The organism is Enterococcus sp. AMC1086 (assembly GCF_058216575.1).
The window spans coordinates 926,423-948,293 of record NZ_CM177100.1; the positions used below are offsets into that span (position 1 = coordinate 926,423).

At 35.9% G+C, this 21,871-nt stretch carries 27 protein-coding genes and 1 other annotated feature; of the genes, 19 read left to right on the forward strand and 8 right to left on the reverse strand.

Going from position 1 to position 21,871, the window contains the following annotated elements; translation table 11 throughout:
- Positions 1-4 precede the first annotated feature (4 nt).
- From AC4BC4_RS04405 to AC4BC4_RS04415, 3 genes are all read right to left on the reverse strand, one after another.
- Positions 5-538, reverse strand: coding sequence for a 3'-5' exonuclease (locus AC4BC4_RS04405; RefSeq protein WP_490477349.1), 534 nt, complete (start codon positions 536-538; stop codon positions 5-7).
- 126 nt (positions 539-664) lie between these two features.
- Positions 665-1,423 (reverse strand): exodeoxyribonuclease III, encoded by a 759-nt coding sequence (locus AC4BC4_RS04410; RefSeq protein WP_438758549.1) that lies wholly within the window; start codon positions 1,421-1,423, stop codon positions 665-667.
- Between the two features lie 90 nt (positions 1,424-1,513).
- A complete protein-coding gene (locus tag AC4BC4_RS04415; protein ID WP_490476899.1) occupies positions 1,514-1,705 on the reverse strand; it encodes a hypothetical protein in 192 nt (63 codons plus the stop codon).
- A 277-nt stretch (positions 1,706-1,982) separates the two neighbouring features.
- On the opposite strand from AC4BC4_RS04415, the gene AC4BC4_RS04420 reads away from it, so the two are divergent.
- Together AC4BC4_RS04420 and murB are read left to right on the forward strand one after the other, a co-directional pair.
- Entirely contained in the window at positions 1,983-2,897 is a 915-nt protein-coding gene (locus tag AC4BC4_RS04420; RefSeq protein WP_490476900.1) for a Gfo/Idh/MocA family protein, read from the forward strand.
- 71 nt (positions 2,898-2,968) lie between these two features.
- Positions 2,969-3,871, forward strand: a complete 903-nt coding sequence (gene murB, locus AC4BC4_RS04425; protein ID WP_490476901.1) for a UDP-N-acetylmuramate dehydrogenase — start codon at positions 2,969-2,971, stop codon at positions 3,869-3,871.
- Positions 3,872-4,004: 133 nt separating this feature from the next.
- On the opposite strand, the gene AC4BC4_RS04430 is transcribed toward murB, so the two are convergent.
- Entirely contained in the window at positions 4,005-4,862 is an 858-nt protein-coding gene (locus AC4BC4_RS04430; protein ID WP_490476902.1) for a PhzF family phenazine biosynthesis protein, read from the reverse strand.
- A gap of 180 nt (positions 4,863-5,042) precedes the next feature.
- Positions 5,043-5,687, reverse strand: a complete 645-nt coding sequence (gene cbpA, locus AC4BC4_RS04435) for a cyclic di-AMP binding protein CbpA (RefSeq protein WP_069654322.1) — start codon at positions 5,685-5,687, stop codon at positions 5,043-5,045.
- Between the two features lie 148 nt (positions 5,688-5,835).
- Between cbpA and rpmG the strand changes: the two genes are divergently transcribed.
- The 9 genes from rpmG to rbsK all read left to right on the forward strand — a co-directional run bounded on the left by rpmG (position 5,836) and on the right by rbsK (position 12,604).
- Positions 5,836-5,988 carry a 50S ribosomal protein L33 gene (gene rpmG, locus AC4BC4_RS04440; protein WP_010760564.1) on the forward strand — a complete coding sequence of 51 codons (153 nt, stop codon included), beginning with the start codon at positions 5,836-5,838 and terminating at the stop codon, positions 5,986-5,988.
- Between the two features lie 17 nt (positions 5,989-6,005).
- On the forward strand, positions 6,006-6,176 hold the full coding sequence (gene secE, locus AC4BC4_RS04445) for a preprotein translocase subunit SecE (RefSeq protein WP_438758553.1): 171 nt from the start codon (positions 6,006-6,008) through the stop codon (positions 6,174-6,176).
- Positions 6,177-6,349: 173 nt separating this feature from the next.
- On the forward strand, positions 6,350-6,895 hold the full coding sequence (gene nusG / locus AC4BC4_RS04450) for a transcription termination/antitermination protein NusG (RefSeq protein WP_010760566.1): 546 nt from the start codon (positions 6,350-6,352) through the stop codon (positions 6,893-6,895).
- A 90-nt stretch (positions 6,896-6,985) separates the two neighbouring features.
- The gene (locus AC4BC4_RS04455) at positions 6,986-7,852 is read left to right on the forward strand and encodes an alpha/beta fold hydrolase (RefSeq protein ID WP_490476903.1); all 867 of its coding nucleotides are present in this window, start codon (positions 6,986-6,988) and stop codon (positions 7,850-7,852) included.
- Between the two features lie 36 nt (positions 7,853-7,888).
- The gene (locus tag AC4BC4_RS04460; RefSeq protein ID WP_438758555.1) at positions 7,889-8,905 is read left to right on the forward strand and encodes a LacI family DNA-binding transcriptional regulator; all 1,017 of its coding nucleotides are present in this window, start codon (positions 7,889-7,891) and stop codon (positions 8,903-8,905) included.
- A gap of 143 nt (positions 8,906-9,048) precedes the next feature.
- A complete protein-coding gene (rihC, locus tag AC4BC4_RS04465; protein ID WP_438758556.1) occupies positions 9,049-9,969 on the forward strand; it encodes a ribonucleoside hydrolase RihC in 921 nt (306 codons plus the stop codon).
- A gap of 15 nt (positions 9,970-9,984) precedes the next feature.
- Entirely contained in the window at positions 9,985-11,358 is a 1,374-nt protein-coding gene (dcuC, locus tag AC4BC4_RS04470) for a C4-dicarboxylate transporter DcuC (RefSeq protein ID WP_490476904.1), read from the forward strand.
- A gap of 53 nt (positions 11,359-11,411) precedes the next feature.
- Positions 11,412-11,615, forward strand: a complete 204-nt coding sequence (locus AC4BC4_RS04475; RefSeq protein ID WP_490476905.1) for a hypothetical protein — start codon at positions 11,412-11,414, stop codon at positions 11,613-11,615.
- An 89-nt stretch (positions 11,616-11,704) separates the two neighbouring features.
- Positions 11,705-12,604 carry a ribokinase gene (gene rbsK / locus AC4BC4_RS04480; protein ID WP_490476906.1) on the forward strand — a complete coding sequence of 300 codons (900 nt, stop codon included), beginning with the start codon at positions 11,705-11,707 and terminating at the stop codon, positions 12,602-12,604.
- A gap of 95 nt (positions 12,605-12,699) precedes the next feature.
- On the opposite strand, the gene sdaAA is transcribed toward rbsK, so the two are convergent.
- Both sdaAA and sdaAB read right to left on the reverse strand, forming a co-directional pair.
- Positions 12,700-13,587, reverse strand: a complete 888-nt coding sequence (gene sdaAA, locus AC4BC4_RS04485; RefSeq protein WP_490476907.1) for an L-serine ammonia-lyase, iron-sulfur-dependent, subunit alpha — start codon at positions 13,585-13,587, stop codon at positions 12,700-12,702.
- Positions 13,588-13,612: 25 nt separating this feature from the next.
- Positions 13,613-14,281, reverse strand: coding sequence for an L-serine ammonia-lyase, iron-sulfur-dependent subunit beta (gene sdaAB / locus AC4BC4_RS04490; protein ID WP_438758560.1), 669 nt, complete (start codon positions 14,279-14,281; stop codon positions 13,613-13,615).
- Between the two features lie 300 nt (positions 14,282-14,581).
- On the opposite strand from sdaAB, the gene rplK reads away from it, so the two are divergent.
- The 5 genes from rplK (at position 14,582) to AC4BC4_RS04515 (ending at position 17,605) form a co-directional block, all read left to right on the forward strand.
- The gene (rplK, locus tag AC4BC4_RS04495) at positions 14,582-15,004 is read left to right on the forward strand and encodes a 50S ribosomal protein L11 (protein ID WP_069645399.1); all 423 of its coding nucleotides are present in this window, start codon (positions 14,582-14,584) and stop codon (positions 15,002-15,004) included.
- Positions 15,005-15,116: 112 nt separating this feature from the next.
- Complete coding sequence (rplA, locus tag AC4BC4_RS04500; protein ID WP_438758561.1) at positions 15,117-15,806, forward strand: 50S ribosomal protein L1; 690 nt, start codon at positions 15,117-15,119, stop codon at positions 15,804-15,806.
- Between the two features lie 87 nt (positions 15,807-15,893).
- Positions 15,894-16,021 (forward strand) — a sequence feature (ribosomal protein L10 leader region).
- 43 nt (positions 16,022-16,064) lie between these two features.
- On the forward strand, positions 16,065-16,565 hold the full coding sequence (rplJ, locus tag AC4BC4_RS04505) for a 50S ribosomal protein L10 (RefSeq protein ID WP_438758562.1): 501 nt from the start codon (positions 16,065-16,067) through the stop codon (positions 16,563-16,565).
- 61 nt (positions 16,566-16,626) lie between these two features.
- Positions 16,627-16,989, forward strand: a complete 363-nt coding sequence (gene rplL / locus AC4BC4_RS04510; protein ID WP_490476908.1) for a 50S ribosomal protein L7/L12 — start codon at positions 16,627-16,629, stop codon at positions 16,987-16,989.
- Between the two features lie 373 nt (positions 16,990-17,362).
- Positions 17,363-17,605, forward strand: coding sequence for a GlsB/YeaQ/YmgE family stress response membrane protein (locus tag AC4BC4_RS04515; RefSeq protein WP_438758564.1), 243 nt, complete (start codon positions 17,363-17,365; stop codon positions 17,603-17,605).
- Positions 17,606-17,675: 70 nt separating this feature from the next.
- On the opposite strand, the gene AC4BC4_RS04520 is transcribed toward AC4BC4_RS04515, so the two are convergent.
- A complete protein-coding gene (locus tag AC4BC4_RS04520) occupies positions 17,676-19,574 on the reverse strand; it encodes a BglG family transcription antiterminator (RefSeq protein WP_490476909.1) in 1,899 nt (632 codons plus the stop codon).
- Between the two features lie 336 nt (positions 19,575-19,910).
- On the opposite strand from AC4BC4_RS04520, the gene AC4BC4_RS04525 reads away from it, so the two are divergent.
- From AC4BC4_RS04525 to AC4BC4_RS04535, 3 genes are read left to right on the forward strand one after another with little or no spacing between them, the layout of a single operon-like run.
- Positions 19,911-20,231 carry a PTS sugar transporter subunit IIB gene (locus AC4BC4_RS04525; RefSeq protein WP_490476910.1) on the forward strand — a complete coding sequence of 107 codons (321 nt, stop codon included), beginning with the start codon at positions 19,911-19,913 and terminating at the stop codon, positions 20,229-20,231.
- 21 nt (positions 20,232-20,252) lie between these two features.
- Positions 20,253-21,506: a PTS sugar transporter subunit IIC gene (locus AC4BC4_RS04530; protein WP_490476911.1), complete on the forward strand. Its 1,254-nt coding sequence runs from the start codon at positions 20,253-20,255 to the stop codon at positions 21,504-21,506.
- 4 nt (positions 21,507-21,510) lie between these two features.
- The gene (locus tag AC4BC4_RS04535; RefSeq protein ID WP_490476912.1) at positions 21,511-21,855 is read left to right on the forward strand and encodes a PTS lactose/cellobiose transporter subunit IIA; all 345 of its coding nucleotides are present in this window, start codon (positions 21,511-21,513) and stop codon (positions 21,853-21,855) included.
- The last annotated feature ends 16 nt before the right edge of the window (positions 21,856-21,871 follow it).

A 21,871-nucleotide genomic window follows, 5' to 3' on the forward strand; every position in this document is an offset into this window, starting at 1 on the left:
TTTTTTATTTTATCGTAACAAGTTTTTTTAACGGTTCCACACCAAAATGCTTTTCTTGATACAATAAAATTTCAGCACATGCCCGGCTATCTTCCAACGCATCGTGGTGATTGTTCAATTGAATATCTAGATTCTCACAAACCGTGTTCAGCTTGTGATTGGGCATCTCTGGGAATAGCTTACGACTGGTTTTCACTGTACAGAGTGAAAGGTAATTCGGCTGATCAATACCATAATAATCTAAACAACCAGCTAAAACACCACAGTCAAACGGCGCATTATGCGCAACAACTAAACTATTCGGTTTAAAACAAGACTGGATCTGATTCCAAACATCAGGAAACTTGGGTGCATCCGCCACATCTTCTGGTTTGATCCCGTGAACTTGAATATTTTTCCAGAAAAAATCTGTTTCTGGTTTGATCAGGGAATAATATTCATCAACAATTTTATTGTTTTCTACTTTTACTAACGCGACAGAACAGGCACTATGCTTAGCATAACTAGCTGTTTCAAAGTCTATGGAATAAAAATTCATATTCATTATCCCTTTCGGTTCAAAATTAATTCATACATGTAGTATAACAAAATAAGTGAGATATAGTAAGTGCATATTAAAAATATTAACAGAAACTAAATAAAAAACGAGAGAAGAAACCTCTCGCTAAGCAATTGTCAAATCAACTTCGACTGGACAATGATCGCTACCCGTAATGTCAGTATGGATCTTCGCACTCGTTAAAGCCTCTTTCAATCCGTCAGAAACAACAAAATAATCGATTCTCCATCCAGCATTATTTTTCCGAGCATTAAAACGGTAACTCCACCAAGAATAAACACCTTCTTGGTCAGGGTAGAAATAACGGTAAGTATCAATAAAACCACTATCCAATAATTCTGAGAACTTCTCACGTTCTTCTGGTGTAAACCCAGCATTCTTTTGATTTGTTTTCCAGTTTTTTAAATCGATATTTTGATGAGCCACATTCAAGTCACCACATAAAATCACTGGTTTTTCTTTGCTCAATTCGTTCAAATACCCACGAAACGCATCTTCCCATGTCATACGATAATCTAAACGTTTCAATTCATTTTGTGAATTTGGTGTATAACAAGTGATCATAAAGAAGTTAGGATATTCCAATGTGATCAGACGTCCTTCTTGATCATGCTCTTCAAGATCCATGCCGTAGCGAACGCTGATTGCTTCTTCCTTGGCAAAAATAGCTGTGCCAGAGTAGCCTTTCTTTTCAGCATAATTCCAGTATTGATGGTAACCTGGTAGGTCTAAATCGATTTGACCTTCTTGCAATTTTGTTTCTTGTAGGCAGAAAAAATCGGCGTCTAATTCGTTAAAGACTTCCATAAAGTTTTTCTTAACAACAGCACGCAAGCCGTTGACATTCCATGATATACATTTCATTTTCATAACTCCTTTCGAAATAAGCTACTTATTGTTTTACTCTATCTTAGTTTAACATAAGGCGTATTGAATGTATGGAAAGTTGTTTATTTACATCTGAATAAAATGAGTCGCTACTTTTCTTTCACGATCTAACTTCCCAATTTTGATTTGTTCGGCTTCCAGCAAACGGATAAATTCTGTAAAAAAGACATGGAACAAATGACCGCATGCGTAGTATTTTTTTACTACCTTTTTCTTGTTGATCGGACCCGTGCGGAATTGGAAGAAATAATCAATCATTAATTTAAGCAGGTTAACTGATTATTTTTTCCAATAAAATTATGCTACTGACTTTAAAGGTTCAACATGGGAGAGGTATGTTAGCGCATATCGCTCATATTTAATTTAATTACAGCACAAGATTTTTTTAGCCATAGTTATAGAGTTATATTTAGATTGCAAGTAGATACATATATTACAATTACTAATTAAATCGATTTTAAAATGCTTTTGTCTTAAGGACAGTCCAAAAATATAGTACTATGAGTAAAGAACGACCCAATCAAGGAGGACTCTCATGCAAATCGGAATCATCGGCTTAGGAAATATCGCGCAAAAAGCGTATCTACCTGTTTATTCTCAACTAAGAGACAAAGCAACGTTTGTTTTAGCCACCAGAAATAAACAGACTCGAAAAGAAATCAGTGAAAAATACGGCTTCAACGAAATGGTTACATCCACAGAAGAGTTGATCGCAACTGGAATATCAGCCTGTTTCGTCCATGCAGCAACCAAAGTTCATGGTCAACTAGTCAAACAATTATTAGAAGCCGGCATCCATGTTTTTGTTGACAAACCTTTAAGCGAAAACCTAGCAGAAGTCAAAGAAATCCAAACGTTAGCAGCAGAAAAAAAGCTACTTTTGATGGTAGGTTTTAATCGCCGGTTTGCACCCTTTGTAGAAGAATTAAAAACAATTGAGAATAAAAATATGTTACTGATCCAAAAAAATCGTATCGCATCAGAAGCTACAGTTAATTTTGTGATCTACGATTTATTTTTACATGTAGCTGACACACTTGTTTACCTGCTTGATGATGAAATTCGACATGTCCAAACCAAAATCATCGAGGAAAATAATCTATTAAAAAGAGCCGTACTCCATGTAGAAACAGAAACCACAACAGCAATCGCTTCAATGAATCTCTATGCAGGGGCAAATACTGAAACCTATCAGCTGACAAGTCCAGAAGGAACGCTAATATTAGAAAACTTAACGGACTTAACGATCAAAAATCAGTTAGGAATGCAACAAAAAAACTTTGGTGACTGGGCCACAACTTTAGAAAAACGTGGCTTTAAGCAAATGGTAGAGAAATTTATCGAAGCAGTTCAAACAAATGATGGATCTCATTTAAAACAAGCAAAAGTCTTTACAAGTCATGAGCTATGTGCTCAAATGTTACGAAAACATCAAGAACATATTTTATAGAGTCAGACTAGAAAGTTTCTCTTTGACATGCTAGAATAAGTAGGATGTTTGAAAGAAAGGAACGACTTTCGATGAATAAAATTGAAATGATGAATAAATTAACGGATATAACCTTACTATTTGATGAACCTTTAATGAATTTTACCTTTACTAAAACGGGTGGACCTGTAGATGTCTTAGCATTTCCAAAATCAAAAGAGGAAGTGGCGACTCTGGTCGAATACTGCAAAAGTCATGACATTCCTTGGCTTGTTTTAGGAAATGCCAGCAACTTGATTGTTCGAGACGGTGGGATTCGCGGAATGGTGATCATGCTGGAAAATATGAAACAAATCTCTGTTTTTAAGAACCAAATTGTTGTTGAAGCAGGAGCAAAATTGATCGATACAACATATGTTGCTTTAGATCATGATTTGACAGGTTTTGAATTTGCTTGCGGCATTCCTGGCAGTGTGGGTGGCGCAGTCTATATGAATGCTGGAGCTTATGGTGGAGAAATCAAAGATATTTTCACAAGTGTTGATGTTTTATTAGAAGACGGAACAGTCAGAACGTTTACAAATGAAGAGATGGCATTTTCTTATCGTCACAGCGCGATTCAAAACATGCATTGTATTGTGCTGGAAGCGACTTTTTCTTTGGAAGACGGAGAAAATAGTGTGATCAAGAGTCAAATGGCTGAATTGACTGAGCTTAGAGAGTCGAAACAACCATTAGAATACCCATCTTGCGGCAGCGTCTTTAAACGACCGGAAGGACATTTTACAGGTAAATTGATTCAAGATGCTGGATTACAAGGATTAAAATGGGGCGGCGCTCAAATTTCAGAAAAACATGCTGGTTTTATTGTAAATATCGATCAGGCTACAGCGACAGATTATGTAGAATTGATTGCGCATATCCAACAAGTAATCAAAGAAAAATTTGATGTTGTACTGGAGACAGAAGTACGTATTATTGGCGAGGAACGTTAAAAGAGGCTAGGACATAACTCTACGAGTTATACCCTAGCCTTAATAAATTCGAATAAACGGTGGGAGCAGAAGCAACTCCTTCGGAGCTAAACACTTCTGTCCCAACCTCTTTTTTAATCTGAGTTTCTTTATTTTACTCGCTATCTTCTATATTTAACCACTGCGTTTCACAGTAATATCCTTTACCACCAACAAATACTTTTTCTATTTCATTCTTATTATTGGTTGCTAATTTAACGAATATTTCAGAAGGCGAGTGTAAAGAGTAACCTTGTTCAAATACATAAATATTTTTTGATAATGAGTGCTGTTCATAAAGGTAGCAAGCTAGCGCACCGTTTGAAGTACCAGTGGCTGCTTCTTCATTAATATCGTATAGTGGCGCAAAATTTCTACATATTATTCGGTCATTATTAAATGTATAGAGATGCATCCCGACAACATTATACTGCTTGCTGATTTCCTTGATTTTTTCAAAATTGGGCTCCAGAGTATTTAATTGCGTTTCGTTTTTTATAGGAACTAAAATATCTTTTAGGCCTGTTGAAACAATTTGAATTGGGTAGTTGCTGTCTATAGTATTACTGTCAAAACAATCAATGAGCTCATTTGTTGCTATAACATCATAGAATATCGGTTTGTTTTGTTCCATGAATATCGTGTCGTTTGATATGATAATTGAAAGAACACTATTGTTTGTTTCAATTGTATAATGATTTTTGAAAAGTTTATTCAAATGCATCAGTATCGAAAAAGAGCCAATTGTAGCATGACCACATAAATCAACTTCTTCTTTTGGTGTAAAATACTCAAATTTATAATCAGCAATTTCAGATTCTGATATAAACGCGGTTTCTGCATAACCTAGCTGTTTGGCTATTGCCATTTTTTGAGTAGTGGACAATGTATTTTCAAACAATACCACTCCGGCTTTATTTCCACCCTTGTAATCTTTACTGAATGCACTTGCAACATAAACGGTTAATTCCATAAGCTACCTACTTTCCTCACATATAGCGAATTGTAGCATAGAAATTATTATGTCTAAAGCTGTGGGATGAATTTTTTGAAAAAGGAGATAGATTATTTTTAGTATCTAATCACTCAAAATTAGTTTATGTCAATAAAGAAAAAAAGCCTTTCAACTGAAAAGCTTCTTTTCTTAATTATTTTATTCAGCATTTGCTTGTAAATCTTCGATTTCAACAACTTTAAGATTCTTACGCTCTAAATTCTCAACAATAACTGCGCATGTCTCTTCAGTTGTTTCAGCAGGCAAAGTGATCAAGGTACGGCGGATAAATTCATCCTCTCCGATATCTAACGTAATACAACTGGCGATACTGCTGTGTTTCGCAATGATTTTCGTCATAGCAGCCAGATCTCCTTGTTTACCGGTCGTAGCAATTGTCAAAACATAACTACCACGCTGGATATTCCAAGATTGAGCAAGGATATTCAATAACGTGCTATGCGTTAAAATTCCATAAAAATAGTTATTCTCATCCAACACAGCGATGTACGGTAATTCTTTGATCGTAAAGAAAACTTTAAAGAATGATGTGTTTACAAAAATAAATTTTGTAGCATTTTTTAATAAATAAGTAACGGGTAAACTCATGTCTCCACCGTTTGCTTTATGGCGGTAGATGTGCATTTTATAGATATTTCCTCTAAAAATCTTTTCTGATTCATCTAAGATTGGTACACAACGATACCCTGAATCTTCAAGAATGGTCAATGCTTCTTCCAATGTGCAAGATTCATTGACGGTCGTAAGGTTTTTCTTTTTGATAACGACGGATTTTAATAACATATTTTGACCTCCCGTAGGTTAAATTCGTCTGACAAGTTAATGATAACATAATTTGAAAAAAAACCATAGTTTATTGAGTATCCATTGACATTTAGCTAAAACAATGATAATGTTATTGAGTAAATTTGTGAATAGAGGAGGTTGAACAATGGCAACAAAAAAATCAGCACTTGCTTGTTCAGATTGTGGCTCCAGAAACTATTCTAAAGCCGTCAGTGAAGGAAAACGTGGAGAGCGGTTAGAAATCAAAAAATTCTGTAAATACTGTCAAAAATACACGTTACATAAAGAGACGAAATAGATATTGGAGGAGTTCAAATGAAATTTTTACGTAGTGTTAAAGATGAGATGAAACAAGTTTCTTGGCCATCTAAAAAACAATTACGCAAAGACACGTTGGTTGTTATCGAAACATCAATTATTTTTGCAGCATTATTCTTTGTAATGGATACAGTGATCCAAACTGTTTTTGGTTGGATTCTTAAGTAATTCAAACTAGTATTTCATTGTAAACAGTGCTATAATAACAAGTGAGGAAAAACTTCGGGGAACTGAGGTTTTTTTATTTTCATATGAAAAAAAGAAAACGAGTACCAAGGATCTGCTTGCTACTCTTGAGGTATTATTTTAACTAACTAATAAATTAAAGGGGTCAATCAAACATGGAATCATTTGAAAAGAATTGGTATGTATTACATACATACTCAGGTTACGAAAACAAAGTAAAAGCAAACATTGAATCACGTGCACAAAGCATGGGCATGGGAGATTTTATTTTCCGTGTAGTCGTTCCAGAAGAGACAGAGACAGAAGTAAAAAATGGCAAATCAAAAGAAATCGTTCATAAAACATTCCCTGGTTATGTGTTAGTAGAAATGACGATGACAGATGATTCTTGGTATGTAGTACGTAATACACCAGGCGTTACTGGTTTTGTCGGCTCACATGGTGCCGGAAGCAAGCCAGCACCACTATTACAAGAAGAAATCAACCACATCTTGCGTTCAATCGGTATGAGTACACGTCAATCTGATTTAGATGTTGCATTAGGCGATACAGTCCGTATTATTGAAGGTGCGTTTTCTGGTCTTGAAGGTGAAGTAACAGAAGTTGATGAAGAACGTCAAAAACTAAAAGTAAATATCGACATGTTCGGTCGTGAAACAAGTACAGAGTTAGACTTTGAACAAGTAGATTCAATCCAATAAAAGCTAGGCAATCAGAGAGAGTGGAGCAAAACTAAACATAGTTTTGCCCTGCTCTCTTCTTGCTATAGTGATAAGTGAAAAGGGGATAAAATGAAAAATAAAAAGTATTATTTGCTAGTAACAGTCTGTATCTTGCTATTTTTGGCTGGTTGTACTAGTAAAAAAGCGTCTAAAAATGAAAACCAACAAGTTGCTAAGAACTCAGCGACAAGTGAAACAATTCAAAAATCATCAATCCCCACACTATTTATTCATGGATACAGTGGTGGTGATAATTCTTTTGGCGGCATGATCAAACGAATGGAAAAAAATAATCTGACTAAAAAAGAACTGGTTTTGACCGTTAGTGTTGATGGAGAAGTCAAAGAAAAAGGCAAACTGACAGGCAAAGAAAATAATCCTAGTATCCAAGTTATTTTTGAAGATAACAAAAATAATGAATGGAATCAAGCAGAGTGGATCAAGAATTGTTTGACCTATATTCGAGATAATTATGGTATAACACAGGTTAATTTGGTAGGGCATTCTATGGGCGGAGCGAGTTCTTTACGCTATCTAACTACATTTGGTGATGATACAAGTCTTCCAAAAATCAATAAATTTGTTGGTATAGCAGCACCTTTTAATAATTTTGTAGAGTTATCAAACGGAGAGACGATCGATGATCTCATCAATAATGGTCCTACGGTTCAAAGTGAACGGTATGCTGACTATGTCAATGGGATCGAAAAAATATCTAAAGACATGAAAGTCATGATCATCGCAGGAGATGTAGAAGACGGTAGTATAAGTGATGAGGCTGTTCCAGTTGCAGATGCACTAAGTGTTGTTTCACTGTTTAAAACACATGGTAATGAAGTACAAGAACAAATCTTTTATGGAAAATCGGCACAGCATAGCAAGCTACATGAAAATACAGAAGTAGACCAACTTGTTGCGGATTTTTTATGGAAATAAACGACTAAAACAAATGGATCGATAAAGGAGAAAGCCATGAAAATCAGAATGAAAGACATTGCAAAAATGGCCAACGTATCTGAAGCTGCGGTTTCTTTAGTATTAAATGATAAACCTTCAAGAATCTCTGAAAAAAAGAAGCAAGAAATAAAAACAATCGCAAAAGAATTAAATTATATTCCGAATATCGCGGCTCAAAGTCTGGCTAAAAAAACCTCTCAAACCATTGGAGTTGTTATTCCAGATATTGAGAATCCATTCTTTTCAAAGCTATGTAAACAATTAGAAGAACAATTTAGAGCCTTGGGTTACTTAACTATCATTGTCAATTCTAATGACGATTTTACTGTGGAAAAAAACCTGATTCAAATGCTGTTGAATCGTGGTGTTGACGGGCTGATTATTGCGCTATCAAACGAGTCTTTTTCATTCAAAGAAGAACAAGAGCATTTCTTGAAAGAAATTGATGCACCTTTTGTTTTAGTCGATAGACAAGTGTCATTTACTGGGGTTAATCAAGCCTATTTTGATAGTCAAGCTGGGGGGAAACTTGCTACAGAATACCTTTTGGAAAATGGCCATCGAAATATTGCTTTTATGACTGGAGATTTTAAAGTTCCAAGTACGCTTGACCGGATCAATGGCTATAAACAAGCATTGGAAACTTATGGTGTAAAAGTAAGACAAGATTATATCATTGAAACGGGCTATCGTTTTAACGATGGCATAAAGAAGGCCAAAGAACTTTTTGAGCTAAAAGATGCAACAGCTGTGCTTACATCCAATGATATGGTTGCTTTTGGTGTATTGAAACAAGCCTTGAGTCTTGGAAAAATGATTCCAGAAGATCTTTCGATCATTGGGTATGACCGTTTAGAGATGGCTGATATTCTAGGGATTTCATTAGCTACAGTCGAGCAAAATAGTCTATCTTTAACAAAGCAAGCTGTTGCGCTATTGAAGAATAACCTTACCAAACAAAAGCAAAAAAAGGAATCGATTATTTTGAAACCGAGTCTGTTTGAAGGGGAAAGTGTCAAAAAAAGAAAATAGTTATTGACTAACCAAAAATAAAACGCTATCATAATAGACAGATAGATTAAGCGGTTAATCTGAAAATACTTTTTTAGTTATTGAAAAGGTATTTTTTTATACAATTTAGGTAATGCGCTTAACCTAATAAGGAGGAAGCTTTTATGACAAAAGAAAAAAGACCAATCATCATCGACACAGACCCAGGAATTGATGATGCAGTAGCTTTATCGATCGCCCTTAATCATCCAGAATTAGAGGTTAAGTTATTAACAACTGTTGCAGGAAATGTAAACGCACACAAAACAACAGCGAATACATTGAAATTAGTATCATTTTTCGGTAAACAAGTCCCTGTCGCTAAAGGCTGCGACAATCCTTTATTGATCCAACTTGAAGATTCAGCAGAGATTCACGGAGAAAGCGGGATGGATGGGTACGATTTTCCAGAAACTACAACCAAAGCACTTACTGTTCATGCTGTTGAAGCGATGAAAGACTGCATTCTTGAAAGTACAGAACCGATCACATTAGTTCCAATAGCAGCATTAACGAATATTGCCTTACTTTTCAGCATGTATCCAGAAACAAAGCGAAACATTAAAGAAATCGTTATGATGGGCGGATCCTTATCAAGAGGAAATACGAATACGAGTGCAGAATTTAACACATATGTAGATCCACATGCCGCGCAAATCGTGTTCCAATCAGGCGTTCCGATTGTCATGGTCGGCTTGGATGTGACAAGTACAGCCGTATTGACTAAAAAGGAAACAGAAAAAATCAAAGAATTTGGTAAAGTCGGGAATATGTTTTACTCATTATTCCAGCATTATCGTGGGGGAAGTTTACAGACTGGCTTAAAAATGCATGATGTGTGTGCCATTGCTTATTTAACGGACCCAACTTTATTTACAGTTCAAGAAACATTTGTTGAAATCGCTTTAGAGGGTCCAGCAGCAGGTGCCACAGTTGCTGATTTAAAAATGAAATACCACGACACAACGAATGCAGTTGTTTGTTTAGATATCGATATACCAGCATTTCAAAAATGGGTTGTTTCAAATTTAGAAAAAATAAATTAAAGAAGGAGTCATACTATGATTGAGTCATTATTAGTGTTAATTGTTTTAGCTTTGGTTGCTTATTTGATTATTAAAAATTACCATCCAGCTTTAAGTTTGATCAGTGGTGCGTTGATTTTGTTACTGTTTGCGGTCTTGTTAGATCATCCTCTATATCCAGCAGGTGAAGGAACTGGTTTAGCATTTTTCGATATCTTTTTGAAATTTAAAGATACGATTATCACCCAAGTTAGTTCAGCTGGGATCGTGATCATGATTTTATTTGGTTATTCTGGTTATATGAATGTAATCGGTGCCAATCAAGTAGCTGTTAATATTCTAGTAAAACCACTGAAAAAAATAAAATCCAAAGCCTTGTTTGTACCTTTAGTTTTCTTGGTGGGAAATTTAATGTCTTTGGTAGTCCCCAGTGCGTCTAGTTTAGCGATTATTTTGATGGCGATTTTGTATCCGATGTTGTCTAGTATGGGAATTTCTTCATTGACTGCTGCTGGAGTGATTGCGATGACGGCAACGATCATGCCGACACCACTTGGAGCGGATAATGTGATTGCTGCTGAAACGTTAGGGTATGATCTGTTGACCTATGTTGCTTGGAATGCGAAAATTTCAATTCCAACCTTATTGATCATGGCAGTGGCGCACTACTTCTGGCAAAAGCATTGTGATAAAACAGAAGGTGCTGCAGCTTTTGTCGCGATTGAAGAGGATGGGTTGACCAAACAAGAAGAATCAGATACGCCCAAAATTTATGCCTTGTTGCCATTGTTACCATTAATGCTGATTTTAATCGTTGGAATTACTGGAATGTTTGTTAAAGGAATCCAAATGGATATTTTTGTTTTGACGTTTATTTCATTTTTCGTTGCTGTAGCTTTTGAAACGATCAGACATAAATCATACAAAAAAATTCAAGATTCGGCAGCTGAAATGTTCAAAGGCATGGGACAAGGATTTAGCCAAGTTGTGATGTTAGTGGTTGGTGGTTCATTGTTTACAACGGCTATTCAATCGCTAGGGATCATTGATAATATTATGTCATCTGTCGAATCTTCTGCGTCAGCAGGTCTTGTGACAACGCTGATCTTCAGTGGAGCTACAACAGTCTTTGGTATTTTAAGTGGTGGTGGTTTAGCCATGTTTTATGCGGTGATTGAATTGATTCCTGATATTGCAGCAAAAGCTGGTATCGATGGGATTCTAATTGCATTACCTATGCAGATGATCGCAAACTTGGCAAGAACGATTTCACCAGTTGCAGCAGTTGTCATGATCGTAGCATCAACTGTTGATGTGAGCCCAGTTCGGATTTTGAAACGGACGAGTGTGCCAACGATCATAGGGATTATTTGTGTGGTCTTATTATCTATTCTTCTGTTGCCTTATTAACATCATATGATCAGCATTTATATAAATTACTTGATAAACGTATTATAGTTGCCATGGCTACTTTGGAAGTCATAAGACAGAAGAACCACATTTTAAGACGCATCGCAACAAATCAAAATCATTTGTCTAAAGGTTATGCATCAAAATTACTGAATGTTATAATAAGTATTATAAAAGAAAAAAATGGAAAAATATTTATTCAAGTACAAATCACTTCAATCTCAAAATGCAGCATTTTTTTAAAAGCACGGTTTTGAAAAGATTTCAGAGTATACTGAAATTGAAAGAGAGCATCTGGGTTCTTTCTATAAGTATTTGAAGAAAATATAAGTAAGGAGAGTCCGCGATGAACAAAGTAATAGTATTAGGAAGTATCAATATGGATATGGTCATGGAAACAGACCGATTGCCCAAAATAGGAGAAACCTTTTTAGGAGAAAGCATCGACTATTATGTTGGCGGAAAAGGAGCTAATCAAGCAGTTGCAGCTGCTCGTATAGGGTCTAATGTGTCATTGGTTGGCAAAATCGGTGAGGATACATTTGGTTCAAAGGTATACAAGCACCTTGAAAAAGAAAAAATTGATGTCAGTGCAGTTACATCTGAAAAGAATATTTTTACAGGTGTTGCCTCTATTTTTAAATTAAAAGAAGATAATGCGATTGTTGTATTGCCAGGAGCAAATATGTTGTTGAGTGATATCAACGATGAATTAAACAAAAAAATTAAGGCTGAAGATGTACTATTGACTCAATTAGAGATTCCAATAGAGACCGTAAAAAAAGGTTTAGCACTAGCAAAAGATAAAGGCGCAATAACGATTTTAAATCCAGCTCCATACAATGAGAGCGTCATCGATATGCTGCCATTTGTGGATATCATTACGCCGAATGAGACAGAATTTGAAGGTTTGTTAGGTCATCCAATCACTGATTCGGCACAATTTGAAAAGGAAATGTTGAACTGGTCAAAAACAAATGATACACAGCTGATTGTAACTCGTGGTGGAGAGGGAATCTCCTACACCAATGAGAATAACGTCATTACGATTCCAGCTGAAAAAGTAACTGTAGTTGATACTACAGGTGCGGGAGACACATTTAATGGGATTCTGGCGGCGTGTTTAGCAAAAGGTATGACTGTTTCAGAGTCAATTAAGATTTCTGGAAAAGGAGCGACACTGTCTGTGACTAAACTAGGTGCGCAGACTGGAATGCCGACGTTAGCTGAAATCAATGCATTTTAAATAATAAAAATGAGAGGCTAGGACATAACTCTACGAGTTATACCCTAGCCTTAAAAAATCCGAATAAACGATTTTGTCCCAACCTCATCTTTTGCTTATTTATTTGATGATGCAGATTGATTATCTAAAATTTCTTTTGCCAATCGTTGCGCAGTCGGTGTCACAGCCAAACCACCTTCAGCTGTTTCTTTAAAGATTTGCGGCATTTGACGACCCACTTGATACATCGCAGCTACGACTTCATCCGGTGGAATCACACTGCGGATGCCGGCTAAGGCCATATCAGCTGAAATAAACGCTTGGGAAGAGCCTAAGGCATTACGTTTTACACAAGGAACCTCTACTAGACCTGCTACAGGATCACAAATCAGTCCCATCATATTTTTTAAGGTAATCGCAAGCGCTTGTGCGGCTTGATCAGCTGAGCCTCCAGCAGCACACACTAAAGCGGCACTAGCCATCGCACTAGCTGAACCGACTTCTGCCTGACAACCACCTTCAGCACCACTGATTGATGAGTTATTGGCAATTACTAGTCCAAAAGCACCAGCAGTAAAAAGAAAATCTAATTGCTGTTCATGTGTGAGCTTTAATTTTTCAATCGCTGCCATCAAAACACCTGGGACAACGCCAGCACTTCCGGCAGTCGGAGTGGCGCAGATCAAGCCCATATTTGCATTGACTTCATTGACCGCAACAGCATTTCTAACAGCTGTTAAAATTGTTTCTCCGCTTAAAAAATTCCCGTTTTTGATATATTCCTCGAGCCGAGTGGCATCTCCACCAGTAATACCTGTCACAGAGGTCACACCAGCAACACCTTCTTCGATCGATTGTTTCATAACAGTAAGATTACGTTCCATTGTTTCGATGATCCGTTCGCGGCTGTGACCGTGATTTTCTATCTCAGTTGCGATCATCAATTCAGCAACCGATGGAAAATCTGCGGCTTGTTTCACTAATTCTTCTATAGATAGAAACATAACTCGTTTGCTCCTTTAATTTAGATTAATCAAAATAATTCACACTGTAAATATGAGGGATTTGGACTAATTTCATTGTAATATCACCAATATCAGCATGGTCGATTTCAATGATCATAATCGCTTTTTCACCTTTTGATTCTCGTGTTACCGTCATTGTTCCAATATTGATATTTGTGTCAGATAGTAGATTTGTAACTTTAGCAATCATACCTGGTACATCTTGATGAACGATAATGAATGTAGGCGTACCCATCGTCAAAGAAATTTTAAACCCATTCAGTTCTGAGATTTGAATGTTACCACCGCCAATCGATATTCCTGTGACAGAAAGTTTTCGATCTCCTTTAGAGACTAGTAATTTGACTGAATTCGGATGCTCAGCTTTTTCCTTAAGTGGAACAAATAAGACTTCCATGTCCTGTTCGTGTGCGATTTTTAAAGAATCAGCAAGCCGTTCATCATCTGGTTCCATATCCAGTAAACCACCAACTAAGGCAATATCTGTTCCGTGACCGCGATATGTTTTTGCAAAAGATTCATATAAGTATATATCGACAGTATCGGGCTGTTCACCAAAAATACTTCGGACAATTTTACCGATGCGGGCAGCTCCAGCTGTATGGGAACTACTTGGACCAATCATGACGGGACCAATGATGTCAAAAACACTTTTATAACGCAAGTTTTCCATTATTTGTTCACCTATCCTTTCATTTGAATCAGGATTTTTCTAACGAAAGTCTATCATAATTAAAGAGAATAAACTAGAACAGTAATAAAAATGCCAGAAAAATTTATCTTTTTCTCATTTCCAAACAAAACTCCCTAGGGAAAAAGAATAGAAAGGTATTGAAATTTAATCAGAAGCAGAGTATACTATTTAAGTGTGCATTTTTGCATACAGGTTTTCTTTGATTCGTCAAAGAATGACGTGGGAGGAGAAATCTTCATCTCCAATTAACCACATCACGGACTCAAGGAGGTATGTCTCGTGGCAAAAAAAGTAGAAAAATTAGTTAAATTGCAAATTCCTGCAGGTAAAGCAACACCAGCTCCGCCAGTAGGTCCAGCACTAGGTCAAGCGGGTATCAACATTATGGGATTCACAAAAGAATTCAACGCTCGTACAGCTGATCAAGCTGGTTTGATCATTCCAGTAGTAATCTCTGTATATGAAGACCGTTCATTTACATTTATTACGAAAACACCACCAGCTGCAGTATTACTTAAAAAAGCTGCAAAAATCGAAAAAGGTTCTGGTGAGCCAAACAAAAATAAAGTAGCGAATGTCTCTAAAGATCAAGTGAAAGAAATCGCTGAACTTAAAATGGCAGACCTAAACGCAGCAGACGTTGAAGCGGCTATGCGCATGGTTGAAGGAACTGCAAGAAGCATGGGAATCACTGTAGGATAATTTTTTTATTCTAGGTAACCCAAAGAAGTAGCTTCTCAGTTTATTTCATATTCAAAGATATGAATTACGTGGGAGGTTCGACCGTTATAACCACAATCAAGGAGGAAACAAAATGGCTAAAAAAAGCAAAAAAATGCAAGATGCATTAAAAAAAGTTGAAGCAACAAAAGTTTACCCTGTAGCAGAAGCGATCGCTTTGGCTAAAGAGACAAATATTGCAAAATTTGACGCAACTGTTGAAGTTGCTTACCGTTTAAATGTAGATCCTAAAAAAGCAGACCAACAAATCCGTGGTGCAGTAGTGTTACCTAACGGAACTGGTAAAACACAAAGCGTTTTAGTTTTCGCTAAAGGCGAAAAAGCAAAAGAGGCTGAAGCTGCTGGCGCTGACTTTGTAGGCGATGCAGATATGGTTAATAAAATTCAACAAGGCTGGTTTGGTTTTGACGTAGTAGTAGCAACTCCAGACATGATGGCTGAAGTTGGTAAATTAGGTCGTGTTTTAGGTCCAAAAGGCCTAATGCCTAACCCTAAAACTGGTACTGTAACAATGGACGTAACAAAAGCTGTTAACGAAGTAAAAGCAGGTAAAGTAACTTACCGTGTCGATAAAGCTGGGAATATTCATGTACCAATCGGCAAAGTTTCATTCGATAATGAAAAATTACTAGAAAACTTCAATACAATCAACGATGTATTGATGAAAGCTAAACCATCAGCAGCAAAAGGTCAATATATTAAAAATATTTCAGTAACAACTACATTTGGACCTGGAATCCATGTTGATCAAGCTTCTTTTTAATTAGAAAAGTATAATAGATCGTTTAGATCGATAGAAAATCTAAAAAAATTATTGACTCAACTACCTTCCCCATGGTAAGGTAGTTGAGGTTAATAATTAACTGTACCGAAGACAGTAGGTGACGTAAGTCTTAATTTCCTACCGAGGACAATTGTTGATACATACAATTACGTCCCTCTATGTCAACGGTGGCATGGGGTTTATTTTGTTTTAATGACAATCTAAACTTCTCCATCAATAATCAGGAGGTGAAAATAAATGAGTGAAGCAGCAATCGCTAAAAAAGAAACCTTAGTCGAAGAAGCAACAGCTAAATTTCAAGCAGCAGCTTCTGTAGTCATCGTTGACTACCGTGGTTTAACTGTAGAAGAAGTGACTAACTTACGTAAACAATTGCGTGATGCAAATGTTGAAATGAAAGTTATCAAAAACTCTATCCTTTCACGTGCAGCTAAAAAAGCTGGACTAGAAGGTATGGACGAAGTATTTACAGGCCCTACAGCAGTCGCTTTCAGTAACGAGGATGTAGTAGCACCTGCTAAAATCATCGACGAGTTTGCAAGTACTGCCAAAGCATTGGAAATCAAAGGTGGCGTTATTGAAGGTAAAGTATCTTCAGTAGAAGAAATGACATCTTTAGCAAAACTTCCAAGTCGCGATGGACTACTTTCTATGCTATTATCTGTATTACAAGCGCCAGTCAGACAAGTGGCTTACGCTGTCAAAGCAGTGGCAGAAAAAGAAGACGAAGTTGCATAATTGCAGCTTAGTAACAAACTAAACTAAAAAATAATGAATTATTAAAACGGAGGAAACCATAATGGCATTGAACATTGAAAACATTGTTGCAGAATTAGAAGGCGCAACTATTTTAGAATTAAACGACTTAGTAAAAGCTATTGAAGAAAAATTTGACGTATCTGCAGCAGCTCCTGTAGCAGCAGCAGGACCAGCAGCAGCTGGCGAAGAACAAACTGAATTCACTGTAGAATTAACTGCAGCTGGAGACCAAAAAGTTAAAGTTATCAAAGCAGTTCGTGAAGCAACTGGTCTTGGCTTGAAAGAAGCTAAAGCAGTAGTTGATGGCGCTCCTGCACCAGTTAAAGAAGGCGTTTCTAAAGATGAAGCAGAAGCTTTAAAAGCTGCTTTAGAAGAAGTTGGCGCTTCAGTAACAGTAAAATAATCTTTTTTAAGATTAAATTTCAAGCTAGAATCCATCTGGATTCTAGCTTTTTTTTGATTTAATCAAACAAAAAATCGATAATGTTTTAACTTGTAAAAATGACACTACTTAAAACAACCTAACAATTCTAGACACAGATTAGATGAAATAAAAATGATAATTATATGATATAAAATGCATCTCTTTCGCAAGAAAATGAATAATCTGTTAGCATTATTAAGTAATTATTATTACATTATTCTATTAGCTTGTTAGGTTATTAGCCCAGAAAAATGAATTATAAATGAAGGAAAAACAATCTCACTTATAATGTTTTATTTTTCAATAGGGATTAAATAAGTCTACTATGCTATCAACTTAAGGAGTGGATATTATGCATTGGTTATGGGTTTTAATCGTAGGTGGCGTTATCGGAGCAATTGCCGGAGCGATCACTAGTAAAGGGAAATCAATGGGCTGGATCTTTAATATTATTGCAGGTCTTGTAGGTTCATCGATTGGTCAATCACTTCTAGGAAGTTGGGGACCACAAATCGCTGGTATGGCATTGTTTCCGTCAATTATTGGTGCTGTGATTTTAGTTGCAGTTGTATCATTTTTTGTAGGTAAAAATTAAACTGATCTATAGAAAAACCGCTTAGAGATTAAATTCTCTTAGCGGTTTTTTATTGTTTGGATTTGTGTATCTATTTAAATAATTCATCAATAAATTCTTCATATTCATTAACCTTTAAAAGATTATTTAACTTCTCTGGATTTGAAAAGGTATCGATCATAAAATCAAATAATTGCCGAAATTTTTTCATATCATCTTGATTCATAACGATCATAATAATCACTTGAACATAGTGATTTCCCCATTTTACAGGTCGATCATTTAAAATAATAGAGATTCCCGTTTTTTCAGCACTCATTTCAACCGCATGTGGTAAAGCAACAGAGTTATTGAATGAGGTAGCAGACATTTTTTCCCGTTCTTTGATCAAGTCAACAAAATGGGTATCAATATAATTTTTTTCGATCAATTGAGCGCCTAAATGTTCAATGTATAGATTTGGAGTATTTAAATAAATGTTTCGTTCAAATCGCTCTGGTGTTAAGTATGTTTGGACACTTTCTTTTAATGTTTCCAATAATTTATCCTGCTTTACTAGCTGGATGGATTGTTGGATTTTTTTAATATCTTTTTCTGATAAAAAAGGAGAAATTAGAACGACATGTTCCATATCTTTCATTTCTATAGTCGATAAAACCAAATCAGCTTGTTGCATTTCGGTCAGCTTCTTACTGTCTAAGCGATAAAAAGTTTCAATGATATTTAAACTAGATTTGAATGTATCTCCGATTTTATAGATCAATCGTTTGTGCATGTCATAATATTCTGGCGTATAGATCACACAGCTTAATTTATTTTCTGTCTCAAATTTTTCCTCAAAGTATGAGCCGATGTGAAGTGCGATAAAGGTAATTTCATCATCTGAGATTGGTATATTGATCTGTTTTTGAATTTGTTTGGCAATAAAGACAGCGACTTCATAAATAAAAGCATAGGACTGCTTGATTTCTTCAGATAAGGGATTATGAACTTGCTTGCCACTTTTTGCTCGTGAGATCAAATTAGACACGTGCAACGCTAAATTCAATACTAACTCGTCTGAGATATGAGTAATAAAATACTTTTCAGCGACTGTTTTCATCATAGTTGAAATAAAAGTATAGACAGAAGTGCCCATATAATTTTTTAAAAAAGCATCATTTGAGGGTGAGATTTTAGTCATTAATAAAAGAGTCAAATTGTTAATTTCATAAGGATCCATTTCTATAGTAAAAGCTTGATCGATATCTTTTCCAATCTGCGTGGCAATTTGGTATTCAATTTGATCGTTAGTAAATAGTTTAGGAATAAAATCTACTTCAGATCGTTGATGATGTTGAAGACGATTGATGGCAATCGTTATATGGAGCAACAGACTGTTAATAGCATAGCCATTTATATAGAGATGTTGACTACTCAAACGATCGATCACAATTTTTTGAATCGTTTCAATCGGAATATCCGGGAATACTGTTTGAATGTAATCAATGGATTGAAAATTTTGTAGAGTTTCATCCAACAGCATATCACTAGTGAGCTTTCTAAAGTTTGATTCGTCACCTTCCATACTGAGAAAATGCCTATGTTTAACGATTTTTAAATGATAGTTAGTCATTTTTTTACGTAGCCGAATGGTATCTTTTTCTATAGTTGGAATACTGACAAATAACGTTTCTGCAACTTCAAAGTAATCGACATTTTTGTGTTTTATCAATAAATTCATCAAATAATTCATGCGTTCGACAGGCGTGTTCAATTCCGGTTTATTATGAGAAATAAATTCGTCAATCTGAACACTACTATCGATTTTATATCCTTGTCTGGAAGACTGGATCATTTCAAAATTAGCATTTTGATTGATTCGAGCTACATAGTTACGTATCGTTCTGGTTGATGTGGATAATGTTTCTCCTAGAAAAGCTGAAGATAACCAATTGTGATGCTGGATCAACAACTTTACGAATGCCGCTTCTTTCTTATTTAAGGACACAATATCCGCTCCTTTCCACTTTAATATAACTCTGATTATTCTTTCTTTTAAATAGCAAATCAAGTACAGTTGTTTCCGCTAAGGAAGTAATAGGAGGAAAGAATCATATTTGAAAGCGGTATCTAAAACATAGATGATAGGGATGTAATAACTGAACGAGTTCTTCAGAAAAGAATGAACTTGTTCAGCTTTTATTGTTGTCTAGCTTCACAAGCTAGTTCTTCGGAAAAAAGATAAAAATAGAATGTGACAAAGAGCGTCACAGTCAATTTTTCCTATTTTTCAGTCAGAACAAAACGAGCTTGTTCAGCTTTTAAATTAGAAAGGAGAAAGAATATGAGTGAATTGAATGTATTATTAGTCTGTGGATCAGGTGCTAGCAGTGGGTTTATGGCTGCTAATATGCGTAAGGCAGCCAAAGTAAAAAAATTAGACATGAGTATTGTTGCAAGAAGTGAATCGGAAATTGAAAACTATATTGAGGAAATCGACGCGTTGATGGTGGGGCCACATCTAGAGTATATCCTTGATGAAATCGATGAGATCATTCACGGATTTCCAGTAAAAGTTATTCTGATGAAAAAAGAGTATTATGCGACGCTAGATGGAGATGCGGCTATTGAACATTTGTTAAGTTCGTTAAAAGAAGACGAATAATGTATAAAAGGAGACGTAAATATGAATAAGTTGATCTTTTGGTTGGAAAATAGTTTCTCACCTAAAATGAATAAAGTGAATAATAATCCTTGGATCGTCAGTATCAAAGATTCAATCATGCAGACATTGCCTTTCATTTTCTTAGGCTCGATTTTTTCGATGTTGGCCATTTTGAATGAGTATTTTCCAGCTTTACCAAGTTTTTGGGTACCATTCGGCTGGACGATGGGGAAAATTTCACTGTTTGTTGCTTTCTTGATCCCGTTTAACTTAATGGAGAAAAAAAGATTACGAAAGCAAAGAATCGTCGCTGGGATGAGTGGGTTAGTGTTGTTCTTAATGATCATTTCACCCCAAATCGAGAAAGACGGTGTGGTTGGTTTTGGTCATGATGCATTAGGAGCTGGCGGGATGTTTGTTGCGATCGTTGCTGGATTGATCGCTGGATTTGTCTTGGTCACTTTAGGTAAATTTACATTCTTTAAAGAAGAATCAGTGATTCCAGATTTTGTCAGGGCTTGGTTTGATTCGATGTTGCCGATTGGGATTATTATCATTTTCGGTTGGGTCGTTGTTTTGATCATGAAAGTAGATTTATATAACATTGTTTTAAGTATTTTTATGCCATTATCAAGTTTTATGGAATCTCCTGGAGGCTTTGTAGGGATGATGTTTTTAATTTGTTTCCTTTATTCGATGGGAATTTCTACTTGGGTTTTGACACCTGTGGTTCAGCCAGTTTTGTTGAAAGCAATTGCTGAAAATATCGCACTCGTTCAAAATGGCACGGCATCAGTTGAAACGTTAAATTTAGTAACTAGCAGTACTTTATATTCAGCATATCTATGGATCGGTGGAATTGGTTGTACGATGCCGCTTGTTCTCATGATGATGCGGGCTAGATCTAAAAAAATCAGTGCATTGGGCAAAGCGTGTATCGTGCCATCGATTTTTAATATCAATGAACCAGTGATTTTTGGTGCTGTTGCGTGGAATCCGTTGTTGATGATTCCAATGTGGCTTCAAGGGATTATTTTGCCGAGCGTAATTTATATTTTTACAAAAGTTATTCCATTTGCACCGATCCCTAAAGTTCAATTTGAATTGTGGTATTGTCCGTTTCCATTTGCTACTTGGTTTACGACAGGGACGATCACAGGAATTATCTTGATGCTAGTCATTTTTGCGATATCGACCGCTATTTGGTATCCCTTTTTTAAAGCATATGATGATCAAGAATCAAAAGCTGAAAATCAAGTGTTGAAGGAGGTTTAATTAGATGGATGATGTATTGTCACAACAAGCGATGAAAATTATTTTATTCGCTGGGGATGCTAGAGTCAATTGTAAAAATGCCCTTATTGCAACTGAAAAGAATGATTTTGAAACAGCAACAGAAGAAATGAAAGTTGCCAAAACGAATATCACTGAAGCACATAAAACTCAAACGCAAGTCATTCAAAGCGAGATGGGAGAAAAGGCAACACAACATGAGCATTCGTTGCTATTCACACATGCGCAAGATACGTTGATGACGATCTACAGTGAAATCAATATGGCGAATCACTTAATCAAAATAGCCAAGCAACTTAATGATCGTTTAGCATTACTTGAAAAAAATTAAAGAAAAGGGGTCAAAA